The following is a 17,403-nucleotide window of genomic DNA, read 5'->3' on the forward strand; positions in this document are numbered from 1 at the left end:
TGTGCTAAATCTGTGTAATCCGTGAAGTCTTTGCGAGACTTTCAGATAGCTTACTGACTATTTGTTAGATTTGTAAAGATTTGTAAGATTTCTGTAGCGTAAGCTACACTCTTCTCACATCAATTAATTGAACCCTTGATTGATATTAGTAATATTCTAAATTCAATTGCTATTCAGTTAGTATTCAATTAATCTTTGGTTAGTCTTCATTGTAGAGCCACTGTAGAGCCACTGTAGAGCCACTGTAGAGCCACTGTAGAGCCACTGTAGAGCCACTGTAGAGCCACTGTAAAGCCACTCATTCTTTAATTATTCTATAAGCTTTGTATACCTCTCTCCCAATTTCACTATTCACCATTTACCATTTACCATTTACCATTTACCATTAACTACGCTTCCCATTTGCTAATTCCCTAATTTTCTAATTTTCTAATTTTTTCACCTATCCATAGGTTTTTATTTATATATGTAAATATATGACTTTTAGATTGTTACTACTACCTACGTACTATGTAAATTAAATTTTTGTTCTAACCATTTGGTTAATTCAAAAACTCGTTGTACCTTTGCCCCCGAAAATCAGAAGTAACGATGAAGAAGACAAAAGATATAAGCACCGAAGAACGCATCAAAGCCGCTGCCCGCAAAGTCTTTCATCAGAAAGGTTTTGCAGGCACACGCACTCGCGATATTGCCGAAGAAGCGGGTATCAATCACGCGATGCTCAACTATTATTTCCGCAGTAAAGAAAAACTCTTTGAAATGGTAATGATGGAAACAATGGCGCAATTCTTTAAAGGAGTAAACCTTATGCTGAACGACGAAAATACCTCTCTCGATGAGAAAATAGACCTCATCGTCTCTAACTACGTCGATTTACTCCTCAAAGAACCCGAATTACCTACCTTTATACTCAATGAGGTGCGTCCTAACCCGCAAGCATTTGTAGAGCAAAACCCTATTAAAGAGGCACTTACTCACTCTGTGCTCACCCGTCAATATGCCGAAGCCGTAGCTCGTGGCGAAGTCACAGAGCCTAACCTAATGCAAGCTATCCTAAACGTCATCGGGTTGGTGATATTTCCTTTCATTGCAAAACCTATCCTAACCTCAATTATTAACATACCCGAAGAACAGTACAAAGCCCTAATGCTTCAGCGTAAAACTCTTATCCCTCAATGGATTAAAGCGATGCTATGGAAATAATAATACGATTTCTCTTAAACAATTGTCTTTGCGGATTGTCCCCCTTCGGGGGAACGGAGGCTAAATAACATTTTTTTATCTATACCCTAACCAAATGGTTAAACTAATTTATTAACATTATAATACCCCTAAAAGCCTTAATTCATCAGTCTTTTACTCTGTTTTATGGCTTGCCCCCTCTCTTTCGGAGAGGGGGAACGGGGGTGAGGATTGCCACTATGAAACACCTTATCCTAACACTCACCGCGTCTATAGCCCTCATTTTCACCACGCAAGCGCAGGCTATCCTTTCTTTGGAGGACTGCTATCGTCTTACTCGTGAGAACTACCCTACCATCAAAAAGCTCGATTTGGTAGCCAAAACCGAAGGCTATACCCTTGCCAATGCCAATCGTGCTTACCTCCCACAGGTCTCTATCCTAGGGCAAGCCACTTACCAGTCGGAAGTAACCGACCTCTCTAAAACCATTGTAGGAGCACTCCCACTGCCTCCTAACGTCTCTTTGCCTATCATCGACAAGGAGCAATACAAGGTCGTGGGCGAGGTAAGCCAACTGCTCTATGGAGGTGGTACGATTCAAAGTCAGAAGGCTATTGCCAAAGCTCAAAGTGCCGTGCAAGCACAAGCGGTCGAAACGCAGTTATACACCCTAAAACAACGTGTGAGTAACCTATATTTTGGGGTACTCCTCATCAATGCCCAGTTATCGCAAAACCGCCTCAATATCGAAACGCTTGAGTCGCAACTTAAGAAGGCGGAAGTAGCCCTAAAAAACGGTACGACCCTCCCCAGCAATGTAGACGAGCTTAAAGCCGAAATCCTCCGCGTGACAATGCAAACCACCGAGTACGAAGCCACCCAAGCTACCTACTTGCAAATGCTGTCTACTTTCATAGGCAAAGAGCTCACCAACGCTTCCCAGCTCGCACAGCCTGCGCCTCAATCCCAATCTCAAAGCCTAATTACCGATATTTTTCGCCCTGAACTCAAAGGATTTCAGCTACAGGAATCGTTGCTTAAAGCGCAAGAAAAACAGCTCAGTAGCGAATATATACCTAAACTCAGTGCGTTTTTTCAAGGCGGTTACGGGCGTCCCACACTCAATATGCTCAGCAACCAAGCGGATTTCTACTACATCACGGGGCTTCGTTTGCAGTGGAATCTCAGTCCACTATACAACCTTTCAAGTAAAAGACATATCCTACGCCTCAACCGCGAAAGCCTCATAGCCGACCGCCAAGCCTTCTTACTCAACACCAAACTCGAACTCACTCAGCAGTCCGAGCAACTCAAAAAGTTACAAAAGCTGATAGAACAAGATGAAGCATCAGTAACCCTACGCCATTCCGTCGCCAAAGCAGCCGAAGTCCAGTTGGATAACGGGGTTATCACCACTCACGAATATTTGCAAAAAGTCAATGCTTGGCATCTCGCCCAACAAACTCTTATCCTGCACCAAATACAACTCCTCCAAGCTCAAGAGAATCATCAATTAATTACAGGAAAATGAAAAAGATAGCACTTATTACTACATTGATAGCTTTAATAGCTTGCAATAATAAGAACAAATTTGACGCTTCTGGCAACTTCGAAGCCGACGAAGTCATCGTTTCTGCTCAACAGACAGGGCAGCTCATCGACTACGATGTAGAAGAAGGCAAAACTCTTACCGAAGGTCAAAAGGTCGGTCAGATAAACGTCGCCCTTCTCAAGATACAGAAAGAGCAGGTGGAAGCCACTATTGCCTCACTCAAAGAGAAAACCCAAAACCCTGCCGACCAGGTGGCACTCATTCGTAGCCAACTCGAAGTACAGCGCGCACAACTCGCCCAACAGGAACGTGAACTTACGCGTACGCAGAGCTTAGTACGTGGTGGGGCTGCCACACAAAAGCAATTGGACGACCTCTCTGCCCTCATCGACCAGCTTCGCAAGCAGATAGCCGTAACCGAAAACCAACTCAAGGTCAGTCTCACCAACATCAACACGCAAAACCGCAATGTATTAAGCCAAGAAGCCCCTCTGCAAAAGAATGCTCAGGCTGTTCAAGAGCAAATCAATCAGGGTGAAATTATCAACCCCATTGCGGGCACAGTACTCGTCAACTACGCCCTCAAAGGGGAAATGCAGACCTTTGGAAAGCCTCTCTATAAAATCGCTAATACCGATGTACTAACCCTCAAAGCCTACATCACTGGCGACCAACTATCCCAAATCAAGTTAGGACAGCAAGTTACCGTGCGCACCGATGCCGGAAAAGGCGCATACCGCACCTATCAAGGCGAAATTATCTGGATATCCCAAAAGAGCGAGTTCACTCCCAAAACGATTCAAACAAAATCCGAACGCGCCAACCTTGTATACGCCATCAAGATAAAGGTTAAAAACGACGGCTTTTTAAAGATAGGAATGTACGGAGAAGTGCTATTCAAATAACCTCGCTCTACACCCCCTTCCGCTGGCGCGAGCCTATGGCTTGTGCCTATTAAGAACAGAGCTTGTAACTCATACTCTTAGCACATTTTTTGTAGCTTACTAACAAATACAACCCTATGTTAAAGAAATACGAAAAAGTAATAGCAACGGTTTTCGCCCTGCTTACCATAGTTTTTATAGTAGTCTTTCTCACTAATGACTCCTTTTTTGAGTGGACTTTTGCGCGACATCACAATATATTGAGCTGGTATGTGCGCCCGCTCTTTATCGTGCCTATGGTGTATTTTGCTTTGAGAAAATCGTATGCAGGAGTGTCATTGAGTATCTTTTGCCTATTTACTAGTATGTTTTGGTTCTCCGTTCCACAACAAACCGACCCTAAGGTGCTTGGCTTCCTAGCCTACGAAATGGACTATCTCAAAGGCACGTGGGACACAAAAAAGATACTTTTCTCACTAAGTGTACCGCTTTTTTTCTATCTGCTGATAGTCTCAGCGTGGAAGAGAAAATGGCGCTTATTGCTCTACACCGTAGTGTTAGCAGCGCTTTTAAAACTATTATGGAGCGTGGTGAGCAGTGGTGCAAGCGGTTGGTCAGTAGCCAAACCCGCTCTTGTAGGACTGGTAATATGCGTAGTATTTATTTTGATAACAAGAAGAAAAGATAAAAAATAAGGGGAAAAATCAGTGTCCATTTGCCTTTGAAAAAAGGTTAATCACCACTACGCCAGCGATGATAAGCAGGGAACCCAGTACAAAAGGCAGGTCTATTTTGTTTTTGAAAACAAGAATACTCACAATGGCTGTCAGTACAATCCCTACCCCCGACCAGATAGCGTAGGCCACCCCCAGTGGAATATTCTTGAGAGCTAAGGATAAAAAATAAAAACAAACACCATAAGACAACAGCGAGCCTACGACAAATAACCACTTGGTAAACCCTTCCGATTTACCTAAAAGAGCGGTGGCTAAGACCTCTAAAACAATCGCTAAAGTAAGGTATAGGTAATGCATATAAGTATAATATCTAAATTCGTGGCAAAAGTACAACCTTTTTTAACAATAGAAAACAAAACAGCCTGTGTGGCTCCCTGCTGGCGCGAGCCTGTGGCTCGTGCCTACCAAGAAAAGAGTTTGTAGCTCATAACCAAATCAGTAAATCAAAAGATGAATAGCATCACTATACATAACCTCAGCAAGTCGTACGGAGATACCCACGCCGTGCAACACCTTTCCTTAGAAGTTAAAAAGGGCGAACTTTTCGGGCTCATCGGTCCCGATGGGGCGGGCAAAACCACCATCTTTCGTATGCTCACCACCCTCCTCCTGCCTGATGAGGGCACAGCAAGTATCGAGGGCTGGGATATCGTCAAGGATTATAAAGAAATCCGCAAGCACGTGGGCTATATGCCTGGGCGCTTCTCTCTGTACCAAGATCTCACTGTCGAAGAGAACCTCACCTTCTTCGCCACTGTTTTTGGCACGACTATCGCCGAGAATTACGACCTTATCAAAGATATTTATGAGCAGATAAAGCCGTTCAGTAACCGTCGCGCGGGCAAGCTCTCAGGGGGAATGAAGCAGAAGTTAGCCCTATGTTGCGCCCTCATTCACAAACCCAAAGTCCTCTTGTTAGACGAACCCACCACGGGGGTAGATGTGGTTTCGCGCAAAGAGTTCTGGGAGATGCTGAAGAAACTGAAGGCGCAAGGCATCAGCATACTCGTTTCCACCCCTTATATGGACGAAGCCAGTCTGTGCGACCGCATAGCCTTAATACAATCAGGCAAGGTGCTTTCCACCAGCACCCCCGAGCAAATCATCGCCCAGTACCCTACGGCACTCTATGCTGTCAAGGCTCCCAATCTGTACGCACTGCTCCAGCACCTGCGCGAGCACCCCAACATTGATAGCTGTTACCCCTTTGGCGAGTACCTACACATTACTCTCAAGGAAAACACCAATATTCCCATATTCGAGCAACAGCTGAAAACTACCTTCCCCCACCTCGAATGGAAAGCCATTACCCCTACCATCGAGGACAGTTTTATACGCCTAATGGAAGAAAATTAAAGCAATATTTATCACCTTTCTGGCTTGTCCCCCTTCGGGGAAGTCTGCGACAGCAGAGTATGTGTGGGGGTAATTTGCTAATTTTCACATTTGCTAATTTGCTAATTTAATAAGATGTACGCAATACACTGTCATAATCTAACAAAGCAATTCGGCGATTTCAAAGCCGTGAACAACATTTCCCTTACCGTTGAAAAAGGCGAAATCTTCGGCTTTCTCGGTGCCAATGGCGCGGGGAAAACCACCGCTATACGCATCTTCTGCGGACTTTCCTACCCTACCTCAGGCGAGGCTACCGTAGCAGGCTTTGATGTCTATCGCCAGCAAGAGCAGATTAAAAAACACATCGGCTATATGAGTCAGAAGTTTTCGTTGTATGACAACCTCACCGTGCAGGAAAACATCACCTTCTACGGAGGCGTCTATGGCTTGAGTCGAAAGGAAATCAAAACCCGCAGTACCGACCTTATCACCAAGCTCGGCTTGGAGGCTGAAGCCAACAAACTCGTAGGGTCGCTACCCCTGGGCTGGAAGCAGAAGCTCGCTTTCTCGGTGGCTATCTTCCATCGTCCCGAAATCGTATTCCTCGACGAGCCTACCGGTGGCGTAGACCCCATAACGCGCCGTCAGTTCTGGGATATGATATACGAAGCCTCCGCACAGGGCATCACCGTATTCGTTACCACTCACTATATGGACGAAGCCGAATACTGCCACCGCATCAGCATAATGGTAGACGGCAAAGTGGAAGCAATGGATACGCCCACCCACCTTAAATCACAGTTTAACACTCATTCAATGGACGAGGTGTTCTACCAACTCGCCCGTAAAGCAAAACGTAATGAATAACCCCGTAGGGGCGAATGGCAATTCGCCCATCTATTAAATGGCAATTCGCCCACCTATTAATATGAAACAGCTCATCGCCTTTATACGCAAGGAATTCTATCACGTATTCCGCGACCGTCGCACGCTACTGATACTCTTTGGTATCCCCATAGCGCAGATTATCCTTTTTGGTCAAGCCCTCAGCAGCGAGGTCAAGAACATCGGTATCGCTGTATTAGATGAGGCAAACAATACCTATAGCCAAGAAATCACGCACCGCTTGCAGGCGAGTCCGTATTTTAAGCTGAAAGAGCCTCTGTTCCGTTACGACCAAGTAGAAGACCAATTCAAGCGTGGCACTATAAAAGCTGCGCTCATCTTCCCTCCCGATTTCGGAAAAGACCTCTACACCCCCAGTGGTACCCCCCTACAACTCATCACCGATGGGAGTGACCCCAATACGGCTAAAACAGTGCAGAACTACCTTTCGGCTATGGTAGCGAGCTATCAGCAAGAGCTGAACCCTGCTGTACAACTACCCTACCAGATAACCTTAGAAAACCGAATGCTGTACAATGAGGAGCAGAATGGCTCTATGAACTTCGTCCCTGGGGTGATTGCGCTCGTCTTTATGATAGTGAGCACTGCCCTCACCTCGGTAGCGGTAGTGCGTGAAAAAGAGTTAGGTACTATGGAAATCCTTTTGGTATCGCCTTTCAAACCTATAATGATACTCATTGCCAAAGCCGTGCCTTACCTTATTCTCTCGCTCATCAACTTCACTGTGATACTCCTGCTATCGGTCTATATGCTTGATGTCCCGATACGTGGCAATCTGCTGTTGCTTTACGCCGAAAGCACCTTGTTTATCATCATCTGTTTGTCGTTGGGGCTACTCATATCCACCGTTACCGCCTCACAGCAAACGGCTATGCTCATCGCTATGATGGGAATGATGCTTCCTACGGCATTCTTTACCGGCTTTATGTTCCCCATAGAGAATATGCCCCTTATTTTTCAAGGAATATCCAAAGTCTTCCCCTCAAGTTATTACTACAGTATCGTGAAGAAAGTAATGCTCAAAGGGTTGGATTTCACTTACGTATGGAAAGAAACGCTGATATTAATAGCAATGGCGGTAATTTTCTTAAGCCTTGCAATGAAGAAGTTTAAGATTAGATTACAATAAAGAAGAAATGAAAGTGTTAAGCTTTATACTACAAAAAGAATTTAAGCAGATATTCCGAGATAAGACGATCTTGGCAATGATGTTTGTGGCACCTATCTTCCAACTGATTATATTGCCCTTAGTTGCCAATTTCGATGTGAAGAACATCAACCTTGTGTATATCAACCACGACCAAAGTACCTATTCTCACCAACTGATACAGAAGATTACTGCGTCAGGGTACTTTAAGCTCGTAAAGGCTCCTTTCTCCTATAAGGAAGGTATCGCCCTGATAGAAGACGGCAAAGCTGATGTAGTTTTAGAAGTCCCCGAAGGTTTTGAGCGCAACCTCGTACGCGAAGGAAAGCAGACACTTGGTCTCTCTATCGATGCGATTAATGGGAGCAAGTCGTCTTTAGGAGGAGCGTATTTGCTTACGGTGATACGTGACTTCAACACCCAACTCGATGTAAATGTAAAAGCACCCCAACACATAGGTAATGTAGCCAAAATCAGTGTGGAGAGCACCCATTGGTACAACCCCTATATGCAATACACGCGCTACATTGTTCCAGGTATTTTAGCTATATTACTCACTATTATCGGGGGCTTTCTTTCAGCACTCAATGTAGTCAAAGAAAAGGAAATAGGCACTATCGAGCAGATAAATGTAACGCCTATCAAGAAGTGGCAGTTTATATTAGGAAAGCTCATACCCTTTTTGGTAGTAGGGTTAATCCTCTTCACCTTGGGGCTTACGGTGATGTATGTAGTCTATGGTATCTTCCCCGCAGGAAATCTACTCACCTTGTATGCCTTTGCCACAATGTACCTCATAGCGATTCTCGGCTTCGGACTGCTCGTCTCCACCTATGCCGATTCACAGTTGCAGGCTATGTTCATCGCCTATTTCTTTATAATGATATTCCTACTGATGAGTGGTTTCCTCACCAGTGTAGACAGTATGCCCGCTTGGAGTCAACAGGTGAGTAATGCTATTCCGGTAACCCATTTTGTGAATGCTGTCCGCTTAATTGTGCTCAAAGGCAGTAGTTTTGAGCAGTTACACATAGAGTTTTTGTATCTTGTAGGATTCGCTGTGCTACTCAATAGTTGGGCTATTTGGAATTATAAGAAGACAAGCTAACATAATCCGTCATATAACCTCATATAATACAAGAGTTCCATCAAGAGTACTAATCTCATTGTACTCAATGATGGAACTTATCATTTACAGTCTATCAGAATTGGTTTGCAAATTTTGCGTCGCTACACTTTGCCAAAGTTTCAGACTTTGGCAAAGTTGATACACTGATAATCAGTCGCTTTTTCAGTATATTGTAGGGACGATTTGCAAATCGTCCTCTAAGAACAAGTCTATTTATTCGCAATTTATTTTTGTTTGACTATAATATTTTAGGAGAACAGATTAATCTCTTCTCGACATAAGTATTCTCAATATATACCAGAAAAGTAGCATAATAGAAGAGAACAACTGTAAAGCTGCCCCTACGTATTGGTCAGTGCTGTATACATTTTTGATATTGTAAGTTTCATATAGTATACCGCCTGCTGCCAAAGCAACCATTGCTACTGAGAACCAAAGTCCTAAATCGAAACCAAAGATAGCTCCTGCCACAATAAGTCCTAAGGCTACAAAACCTCCTATTACCAATATGCTACGCAAGAACGAAAAGTCTACGCGGGTGAGGAATACCACCGCTGTAAGTCCGCCAAACAAAGCAAGTGTAATAATACCAGCTTGCGAAAGGATAGCCGTACCATCAGTAAAGTACATCGCCAAAAAGATTATTGGCATAAAGATAACAGCTTCGAGTAACACATAAAGTCCTAAGCCCATATATTGGGTATTCTTATCTTGTGCTTGCGTCCATTTGCTGGCAAGGATTGAGCCTAACCAAAAGCCTCCCAAAATCAATAGCCATACCCATTTGCCACTTACCATAGAGATGATAAGGCTTTCTGGTACTACATTTAGCAAAATAGCTTCTACAGCTATAAAAGCCAAAAGTGCCATTGCTACGTGTGAGTAAGTTTTGCGGTAAAAGGTAGCTTGTGCCTCATTAGTAGCATAGCTTACTATTTGAGGTGATTGATAGTTAGTGTTGTAGCTGTCGTAATTTGAATTATATCCCATATGTTTAATTAAAAATGTTTGTGTTCATATATCAAAAACTTTGCCAAAAAGTCTATTGGCAGAGGTTGCTGTAGCTTCTTGGCAAAGTTATCAGGTGGGGAAATACTACTATAAAGTATTTACGTTGTTAAGGTCTTCAAACGCTTTTTTCAAACGAGTAACAAATGTCTTTTCGCCTTCACGAAGCCATACACGTGGGTCGTAGTATTTCTTGTTAGGCGCTTCGGGACCTTCTGGGTTACCTATTTGTCCTTGCAAGTAAGCTGATTTAGCTTTCATATAGTCGCGAACACCTTCAGTGAAAGCGTATTGCAAGTCGGTATCAATATTCATTTTGATTACACCATAAGAAATAGCCTCGCGGATTTCTTCGAGGGTAGAGCCTGAACCTCCGTGGAATACGAGGTCGAGTGCGTTGTGAGGCAAATTGTATTTCTTTGAAACGTAGTCTTGTGAATTTCTTAAAATTTTTGGTGTCAATTTCACATTGCCAGGTTTGTACACCCCGTGAACGTTACCAAAAGCAGCTGCAATGGTGAATTGTGAGCTAATTTTAGAAAGTTCTTCGTAAGCGTAAGCTACGTCTTCTGGTTGTGTGAAGAGCCTGCTACTATCTACGTGTGAGTTGTCTACCCCGTCTTCTTCACCACCGGTCATACCGAGTTCTATTTCCAAAGTCATATCCATTTTGCTCATACGTTCAAGATAACGTTTGCAAGTTTCAATATTTTCTTTGATAGGCTCTTCCGATAGGTCAATCATATGTGAGCTGAACAATGGTTTACCTGTTTCTTTGAAGTGTTTTTCTGATGCTTCAAGCATACCGTCAAGCCAAGGAAGTAATTTTTTAGCGCAGTGGTCAGTGTGCAAAATGATAGATGCTCCGTAGGCTTCTGCCAATTGGTGAACGTGTTTAGCACCTGCTACCGCTCCGAGAACTGAAGCGCGTTGGTTGTCGTTATTCAATCCTTTACCAGCCATAAACTGAGCACCACCGTTAGAAAATTGGATAATCATTGGGGCATTTACAGCTACTGAAGTTTCTAATGCAGCGTTGATAGAGTTTGAACTGATAACGTTGGCTGCAGGAAGAGCAAAGCCTTTTTCTTTAGCGTATTTAAATACTTCTTGTACTTCTTTTCCAAGAATTACGCCTTTTTTAATGTTATGTGCCATTCTTTAATATAATTAATTTTAGTTTTCAGAATTACTCATTATGTCATAATTGACGGCAAAGATACGATTTTCTCATATATCTTCAAAATAAATCTTATATTTTTTAGTTCAAATAACCAAAATTACTTCGTGTTTTTCACCACTTATCTTCGACTTATATTTGGTTTAGATGTTCCCTTTCTTCGTTCTTTGTTCGTCATTCGTTCCTCTGCCCGTGCGGCTCGCACCGTCATTTGTTCGTCATTTGTTCGTTCTTTGTTCGTTCTTTGTTCGTTCTTTTTTCGTTCTTTGTTCGTTCTTTGTTCGTTCTTTGTTCGTCTTTTGTTCGTCTTTTGTTCGTCTTTTCTTTATCTGCCTGTGCGGCTCGCACCGTCATTTGTTCGTCATTCCTTCGTCCCACTTTTCCGTTACTACACTCCCTCTCCTTGGGAGAGGGTTGGGGAGAGGATATCTTGTTCGTCTTTTATCTATCTGTCCGTGTGGCTCGCACCGTGCTACGACTGTCTGTGCGACTCGCACCTGCCTGTGCGACTCGTACCTTTAACGCTTCATTTTTCACTAAATTGCTTCCCCATACTTATCAAAATACTTCACAGAGATTTTTTTCCCGTCAAAGCTAATATTATCAAGCTCTCTCGCTATCTCACTGCCTTTGCCTACAATGATGATTCTGAAGTTTTCTAATAGAAAATAGCTATTAGCAACTCGCTGTACGTCTTCTTTGGTTACTGCATTGATGTTTGCAATATAGTTCTTGTAAAAATCTTCGGGTAGGTTGCGCACTTTTATATTGATAGCGTAATTGGCAATCGTCTGCGGACGCTCGGTAGCCAGTACAAACTGACCTAAGTACTGTGCTTTGGCTTGTGCCAACTTTTCTTCACTCACTATAGTAGTTTGTATGTGCTTCACTTCTTTGAGTATCTCCCTAATAGCAGGTGCTGTTACGGCATTCCCTACTTTGGTCTTGATGCTGAAATTGCCTTTTGTCCATTTATCCGTTTTGAAAGTAGAAAAAGCTCCATAAGTATAGCCGTGTTCTTCCCGCAAATTCATATTGATATAACTGCCAAAATCTCCACCTAAAATACTGTTGGCTACCAATAGAGGGAAGTAATCAGGGTGCGACATTTTTAGGTCGATGAGGTTCGTAACCCTTATTTCCGATTGTACCGCGCTGGGTAAGTCTATAAAGTTGATTTGTGTTTCACTTACATTCTCAGGGATATATAAGGCAGGAGCTTCTTCTGAAAAAGGTTGCCAATCAGCGAAATGTTCGTTTACCAAAGTAATTACCTCTTCGGGGTTTACATCACCTGTAACAACCAAATAAGCGTTGTTAGGTACAAAACGTTTGCGGTAATAGTTAGTTACATCGTCTAAGGTGAGGGCAGCGATGTGAGCTTCGGTAATGTATTCGCCGTAAGGGTGAGCCGTACTGTACCGTAAGGTTTGCTGTACGCGCTTCATAATCACTTCGGCATTACTCTCATTGGCACGAATACTTTGGATAATGCGCGCTTTTTCTTTTTCCATATCCTCTCCGGTGAAGTTAGGGTGCAGGGCAGCATCAGCAATGAGAGCCAACACACGCGGGAAGTATTTAGAGAGTACTTGGGCATAAACGCCATTAGAAGCGATAGAGAGAGTCGCTGCGAGATAGTCTATTTCCTCATTAAAATCGTCTTTACTGATAGAGGTAGAGCCATTGCCCGCCATTAGCGAAATAAGGTCAGAAATTCCTTTCTTTTCTTTTTCTAATTCCGGACATTCGTCTAACGAAAGGCGAATTCCCACTTGAGGAAGTTTATGGTTCTCCACAATAAGGAGAGTGAGTCCGTTCGGGAGGGTATGAGTGACAGGTGTCCCTAAATTAATGATAGGAGCAGCTCCTGGGGTGGGTTGTATAGAGCGGTCTATATGTGTCATTTTAGTTTACTTATAGATTTGAAGGTAAATAATTGAGGTCTAAACGTTGGTTTTTGTCCAAATACTTGCGTGCAGTCTCTCTGATATCCTCTCGGGTAATAGTGCGGTAGTGGTCTATAGCCTTGTTAATAAGGTTAGTGTCTTTGTAGAAAGTATAGTTGTCTGCCAAAGAGAGGGCAATTCCTTCCATATGGCTATTTTGAGACACAAAGTTAGCCTCTATCTGGTTTTGTAACTTTTCATATTCTCGCTCACTGATGAGTTCGGTTTGTAGTCTTGTAATTTCTTCGTCCATTTCTTGTGCCAAAGTTTCCAAACTCACACCGTCCATAGGGAGTGCTCCCATTATATAAACGCCATAATCTTCTTGAGCGTCCGAAAAAGCCAATACCTGCAAAGCTGTTTGATGCTCGTCTATCATCTTTTTGTAGAGGCGAGCGCTCTTTCCGTCAGTGAGAATGTTAGAAAGCAAGTCGATAGTAAACGAATCTTTGTCCGTCATTGCGGGAGTGCGATAGGCATATAGTTTCAGTGGGATTTGTATATTAGGGTCGTATTCGGTTACCTCAATAGTTTTAGTGATAGGAGCTTCTTCTATTTTGTTACGTTGTATAGCATTACCCGTATTAGGAATGGTCGCAAAGTATTGTTCTATCCATTCTTTGGTCGGTACCGTATCGAAATCGCCTGCCACCACCAGTACAGCGTTGTTAGGGTTGTAGAACTTCTTCTTAAATGCGATAAACTCCTCTAAGTTTGCAGCGTCTAAATGTTCCACTTTTCCAATTACCGTTCCCAAATAAGGGTGTTTTTTAAAAAGGTACGGATTAATAGCCGAGCGGTACATTATTCTGCCGTAAGGTGTATTGTCTACACGTTGGTTTTTCTCTTCTTTTACCACTGAATTTTGAGTCCTTACTCCAATCTCATTGATAACAGGATGCAACATACGTTCGGATTCCATCCACAAGCCTAATTGCAAATTGTTAGACGGGAAGACTTCATAATAATAAGTTTTATCCTGCGTAGTGAAAGCATTGTTATGTCCGCCATTTGCCGATACAATATCAAACCATTTCCCACGTGCTATATGCTGAGTGCCTTCAAAAAGGAGATGCTCAAAGAAGTGGGCAAAGCCAGTGCGGGTAGGGTCTTCGTCTTTAGCACCTACGTGATACATTACTCCTATGGTAACCACAGGAGCTGAGTTATCTCGGTGAAGAATCACGTGTAGTCCATTAGAGAGGTCGTATTCTTCAAAAATGAGAGATTGAGCCATAGTTAATTTGTCGATTTGTCGATGAGATAATTAGCAAAAAAACTTTGCTAAAGTCTGTATGGCTTTAGCAAAGTTGTTCAATATGAAAAAAGTATTTGTTATAAATTCGCGTTGATAAGTTCTTTTACCTTAGCATCTGATGGTTTAGGTGCACTAATGCTAATGATTTTACCATTCTTCACTAACATAAAACGAGGAATACCGGTTAGGTCGTAGTTATCTATGAAATCGCGGTTCATACTTAGGTTAGTATATAGTTGGATACCACTCAGCTTCTCACGTTGTACGGCAGCTTTCCAAGCCTCTTTGTCTTGGTCTACTGAAATACTTACAAAAGTAACGGGTTTGCCTTTGTATGCTTCTTGCAAAGCTTTCATACTTGGTATTTCTTTTATACAAGGCTTGCACCAAGTTGCCCAAACGTCGATGTAAAGCAATTTGTCTTTAAGACTTTCATAAGATACTGGTTTGCCATTCAAATCTTCAGCTGTAAAAGGAGGAAAATCTGTGCCAGGTTTTAGTCTTTCAAGTACCGCTATACGTCTGTCTAACTCTTTTAAGGCAGCAGTGTCTTTCACGTTTTCTTTGATACTTTTGATGAGTTCAGCATTTTCTTCAGGAGTGTTAGCTACTGAAACTCCACTGATAAAATAACGAGTAAGGTCTGCTTTGATGTTTTTAGATTTCAGACCTTTTACGTGTGCGATGAGTTTACCCCAAGGGTTTTCGTCGTTTTCGTTATCTTGAAACTTATCGAATAGTTTATTAGTAACTAATTCTTTGTAAGCTCTGTAGGTATTATAATCTTCAGCAATATCATAATCTATCTTAGCGAGCTCATCAGCAAACTCTTTAGGAAGTGCTACCTCTTCTTGAGTGAGTTTTTGGTGTGCATTTTTGTAAATAGATTTTAAGTAAAGCATTTCGTAGTTAATAGCCTTTTCCTCTTTTTTAACGAAGTCTTTAGAGAGGTTCTTAGTGTTGTTCAAAAGGTCAGTATACTTTTTGCTATACTCATTTACGGCTGTTTTAAATTCTGCAGGTGCTTTAACTAAAAGTTGTTGCATACCACCACTTTTCTGAATTTCCATCGTAAGGTCAGCTTTCTTGTGCAAATAAGCATTTGCAAGCGTATCCTTGCCTGAGAACTTTATTTCTAAAGGCATCTTAGTGAGGTCGATATTAACCCCAAGTTCGTCTCCTTGCTCCAAATACAACGGAATTTCTATTCCCTGAGGATTGAAAATAGTATAGTAATTAGAAGGTACGCGAAGCGTGTCTTGAAAAGTACCATCGGGTTTGATATGCAATGGCTGGTCTACTTCACCACCTATTATCTTCAGCTCCAAAGGAATCCCATTAGTGCCTTCTACTTTTCCTGAAAGCACTATATAATCAGCTCGTTTACTACAAGCTACAAAGCCTATTGCGGCTAACGACAAAATAAATAGTTTTTTCATCATCATTTGTAAAAATATAATTAGGTGGCAAAGATAAGAATATTTTTTAGTAAACAAGCACTTTCTTCCTATTTTTTTCTATTGTAATTTATGCAAAATAAATCTTTCTAACTAAAAACTGAGAATGATAATCTCATTTATATAAAATTACTATTCTTTAAGATGTTGAATATTAAACTTATAAATACTCTTTGTATAACAATCGTCCAAGGTTTGTGTAGGCTAAGGGTAGGGCAGAGGTAAACATAATTTTTTTCTTTCTTACACTGTTTTCAATTTTTTAACGTACATTTGCGCCGTTTTTTAAAACAATACAAATATAAATATGCAAATAGAAGTATTAAAATCTAAAATTCACCGCGTCAAGGTTACAGGTGCCGATTTAGATTATATCGGAAGCATTACCATTGACGAAGATTTGTTGGAGGCAGCTCAAATGATTGAGGGAGAAAAGGTGTCGATTGTAGATGTTAATAATGGCGAACGCTTCGAAACTTATATTATTAAAGGAAAGAGAAAATCAGGTGCTATTGTACTGAATGGCCCTGCTGCTCGTAAAGTGCAAAAAGGTGATATCATCATCATCATATCCTACGCTTTAATGGATTTTGAAGAAGCTAAAACTTTTAAGCCTTCTATTATCTTCCCTAATGAAACAACCAACCTAATCGAATGAAAAAGTTCTTAAAGATAGCCCTTCCGATATTTGTAGGCGTTTTCTTGTGTTGGTATGCTTATCGCCAATTTAACGAAGAACAGTTTGTCCAAATAAAACACACTTTTCTAAACGCTGATTACTTCTATATCATTTTGGCTGTATTTTTAGGATTTTTAAGCGATCTTTCTCGAGCTATACGTTGGCATTTGTTGCTAAAACCTTTGGGTTACCGCACAGCTTTCTTACATAGAGCAATGGCTGTGTTCATTGGTTATTTGGTGAATGTAACCATACCGCGTTCAGGCGAGGTCTCTCGTGCGTTAGTAGTAAGCAATTACGACGGAGTCCCTTTCGAGAAATCATTAGGCACTATCATCTCCGAACGAATTATCGACCTGCTTTTACTTTTCCTATTCACTATGCTCGCTTTCATTCTCCAATTCGAGGTTATAAGCAACTTTCTTCTCTCCAAAATCTCTTTTCAAAAACTAATGTGGTTGATGGGTATAGGAGGTTTTTCGTTTATAGTTTTTTTGTATTTTATTTACGCTTCCGATAAACCTTTTTTTATCAAGGTAAAAGTCTTTTTAAACGGAATAAAGGAAGGAATCCTATCAGTCGTAAAAATAAAACATAGAACGCTATTTCTTTTTCATACTCTTTTCATTTGGGCAATGTACTTTTTGATGTTCTATATTCCGTTTTTTGCTCTCCCCGAAACCGCACATATCAGTTTGCCCAATGTGCTTACAGCCTTTGTGGTGGGTAGTTTTGCAATGACCTTCACCAATGCAGGCTTTGGTTCTTATCCTTTTTTTATTGCCGAAGTACTATTTTTGTTTGGAGTAGCTACTCCTGTGGGTACAGCCTTTGGTTGGATTGTATGGACGTCACAATTTGCTATGACGCTCTTATTGGGTAGCCTTTCATTCTTTTTTCTTCCCTTGTTGAAGAAGCATAATCCGTAGATTTTTTTCTTATTAAGGTAAATAAAACAAGGTTATCAAAACAGCTTTTGATAACCTTGTTTTA

General features: G+C 41.7%; 16 protein-coding genes. 10 read left to right on the top strand and 6 right to left on the bottom strand.

The genetic code is table 11. The features are described from left to right. The first annotated feature begins 591 nt into the window (after window positions 1–591). The 4 genes from HMPREF9078_RS09515 to HMPREF9078_RS09530 all read left to right on the top strand — a co-directional run bounded on the left by HMPREF9078_RS09515 (window position 592) and on the right by HMPREF9078_RS09530 (window position 4,317). Window positions 592–1,206 (top strand): TetR/AcrR family transcriptional regulator, encoded by a 615-nt coding sequence (locus HMPREF9078_RS09515; protein WP_009420476.1) that lies wholly within the window; start codon window positions 592–594, stop codon window positions 1,204–1,206. Between the two features lie 218 nt (window positions 1,207–1,424). Next, complete coding sequence (locus tag HMPREF9078_RS09520; protein ID WP_009420477.1) at window positions 1,425–2,717, top strand: TolC family protein; 1,293 nt, start codon at window positions 1,425–1,427, stop codon at window positions 2,715–2,717. After that, window positions 2,714–3,643 carry an HlyD family secretion protein gene (locus HMPREF9078_RS09525; RefSeq protein WP_009420478.1) on the top strand — a complete coding sequence of 310 codons (930 nt, stop codon included), beginning with the start codon at window positions 2,714–2,716 and terminating at the stop codon, window positions 3,641–3,643. Before HMPREF9078_RS09520 ends, HMPREF9078_RS09525 begins: the two co-directional genes overlap by 4 nt. A gap of 116 nt (window positions 3,644–3,759) precedes the next feature. Further along, the gene (locus HMPREF9078_RS09530; protein WP_009420479.1) at window positions 3,760–4,317 is read left to right on the top strand and encodes a hypothetical protein; all 558 of its coding nucleotides are present in this window, start codon (window positions 3,760–3,762) and stop codon (window positions 4,315–4,317) included. Window positions 4,318–4,326: 9 nt separating this feature from the next. Here HMPREF9078_RS09530 and HMPREF9078_RS09535 read toward each other — a convergent pair whose 3' ends face one another. Continuing rightward, complete coding sequence (locus tag HMPREF9078_RS09535) at window positions 4,327–4,656, bottom strand: multidrug efflux SMR transporter (RefSeq protein ID WP_009420480.1); 330 nt, start codon at window positions 4,654–4,656, stop codon at window positions 4,327–4,329. Window positions 4,657–4,809: 153 nt separating this feature from the next. Here HMPREF9078_RS09535 and HMPREF9078_RS09540 point away from each other — a divergent pair, with 153 nt between their 5' ends. The 4 genes from HMPREF9078_RS09540 (at window position 4,810) to HMPREF9078_RS09555 (ending at window position 8,858) form a co-directional block, all read left to right on the top strand. Next, window positions 4,810–5,715: an ABC transporter ATP-binding protein gene (locus HMPREF9078_RS09540; RefSeq protein WP_009420481.1), complete on the top strand. Its 906-nt coding sequence runs from the start codon at window positions 4,810–4,812 to the stop codon at window positions 5,713–5,715. 114 nt (window positions 5,716–5,829) lie between these two features. Continuing rightward, window positions 5,830–6,564: an ABC transporter ATP-binding protein gene (locus HMPREF9078_RS09545; RefSeq protein WP_009420482.1), complete on the top strand. Its 735-nt coding sequence runs from the start codon at window positions 5,830–5,832 to the stop codon at window positions 6,562–6,564. Between the two features lie 37 nt (window positions 6,565–6,601). Beyond that, window positions 6,602–7,732, top strand: a complete 1,131-nt coding sequence (locus HMPREF9078_RS09550; RefSeq protein WP_009420483.1) for an ABC transporter permease — start codon at window positions 6,602–6,604, stop codon at window positions 7,730–7,732. A 7-nt stretch (window positions 7,733–7,739) separates the two neighbouring features. After that, a complete protein-coding gene (locus tag HMPREF9078_RS09555; RefSeq protein WP_009420484.1) occupies window positions 7,740–8,858 on the top strand; it encodes an ABC transporter permease in 1,119 nt (372 codons plus the stop codon). A gap of 282 nt (window positions 8,859–9,140) precedes the next feature. On the opposite strand, the gene HMPREF9078_RS09560 is transcribed toward HMPREF9078_RS09555, so the two are convergent. The 5 genes from HMPREF9078_RS09560 to HMPREF9078_RS09580 all read right to left on the bottom strand — a co-directional run bounded on the left by HMPREF9078_RS09560 (window position 9,141) and on the right by HMPREF9078_RS09580 (window position 15,719). Then, the gene (locus tag HMPREF9078_RS09560) at window positions 9,141–9,869 is read right to left on the bottom strand and encodes a Bax inhibitor-1 family protein (protein ID WP_009410716.1); all 729 of its coding nucleotides are present in this window, start codon (window positions 9,867–9,869) and stop codon (window positions 9,141–9,143) included. Between the two features lie 108 nt (window positions 9,870–9,977). Continuing rightward, window positions 9,978–11,045: a class II fructose-bisphosphate aldolase gene (gene fbaA / locus HMPREF9078_RS09565; protein WP_002672889.1), complete on the bottom strand. Its 1,068-nt coding sequence runs from the start codon at window positions 11,043–11,045 to the stop codon at window positions 9,978–9,980. A 558-nt stretch (window positions 11,046–11,603) separates the two neighbouring features. Next, complete coding sequence (locus HMPREF9078_RS09570) at window positions 11,604–12,974, bottom strand: pitrilysin family protein (protein ID WP_009420486.1); 1,371 nt, start codon at window positions 12,972–12,974, stop codon at window positions 11,604–11,606. 10 nt (window positions 12,975–12,984) lie between these two features. Then, window positions 12,985–14,253, bottom strand: a complete 1,269-nt coding sequence (locus HMPREF9078_RS09575) for a pitrilysin family protein (RefSeq protein ID WP_009420487.1) — start codon at window positions 14,251–14,253, stop codon at window positions 12,985–12,987. 98 nt (window positions 14,254–14,351) lie between these two features. After that, window positions 14,352–15,719 (bottom strand): TlpA disulfide reductase family protein, encoded by a 1,368-nt coding sequence (locus tag HMPREF9078_RS09580; protein WP_009420488.1) that lies wholly within the window; start codon window positions 15,717–15,719, stop codon window positions 14,352–14,354. A gap of 319 nt (window positions 15,720–16,038) precedes the next feature. On the opposite strand from HMPREF9078_RS09580, the gene panD reads away from it, so the two are divergent. Together panD and HMPREF9078_RS09590 are read left to right on the top strand one after the other, a co-directional pair. Beyond that, window positions 16,039–16,389, top strand: coding sequence for an aspartate 1-decarboxylase (gene panD, locus HMPREF9078_RS09585; RefSeq protein WP_002672875.1), 351 nt, complete (start codon window positions 16,039–16,041; stop codon window positions 16,387–16,389). Then, window positions 16,386–17,339, top strand: a complete 954-nt coding sequence (locus HMPREF9078_RS09590; RefSeq protein ID WP_009420489.1) for a lysylphosphatidylglycerol synthase transmembrane domain-containing protein — start codon at window positions 16,386–16,388, stop codon at window positions 17,337–17,339. Before panD ends, HMPREF9078_RS09590 begins: the two co-directional genes overlap by 4 nt. The last annotated feature ends 64 nt before the right edge of the window (window positions 17,340–17,403 follow it).

It is taken from the genome of Capnocytophaga sp. oral taxon 380 str. F0488, assembly GCF_000318255.2.
GTDB lineage: Bacteria > Bacteroidota > Bacteroidia > Flavobacteriales > Flavobacteriaceae > Capnocytophaga > Capnocytophaga ochracea.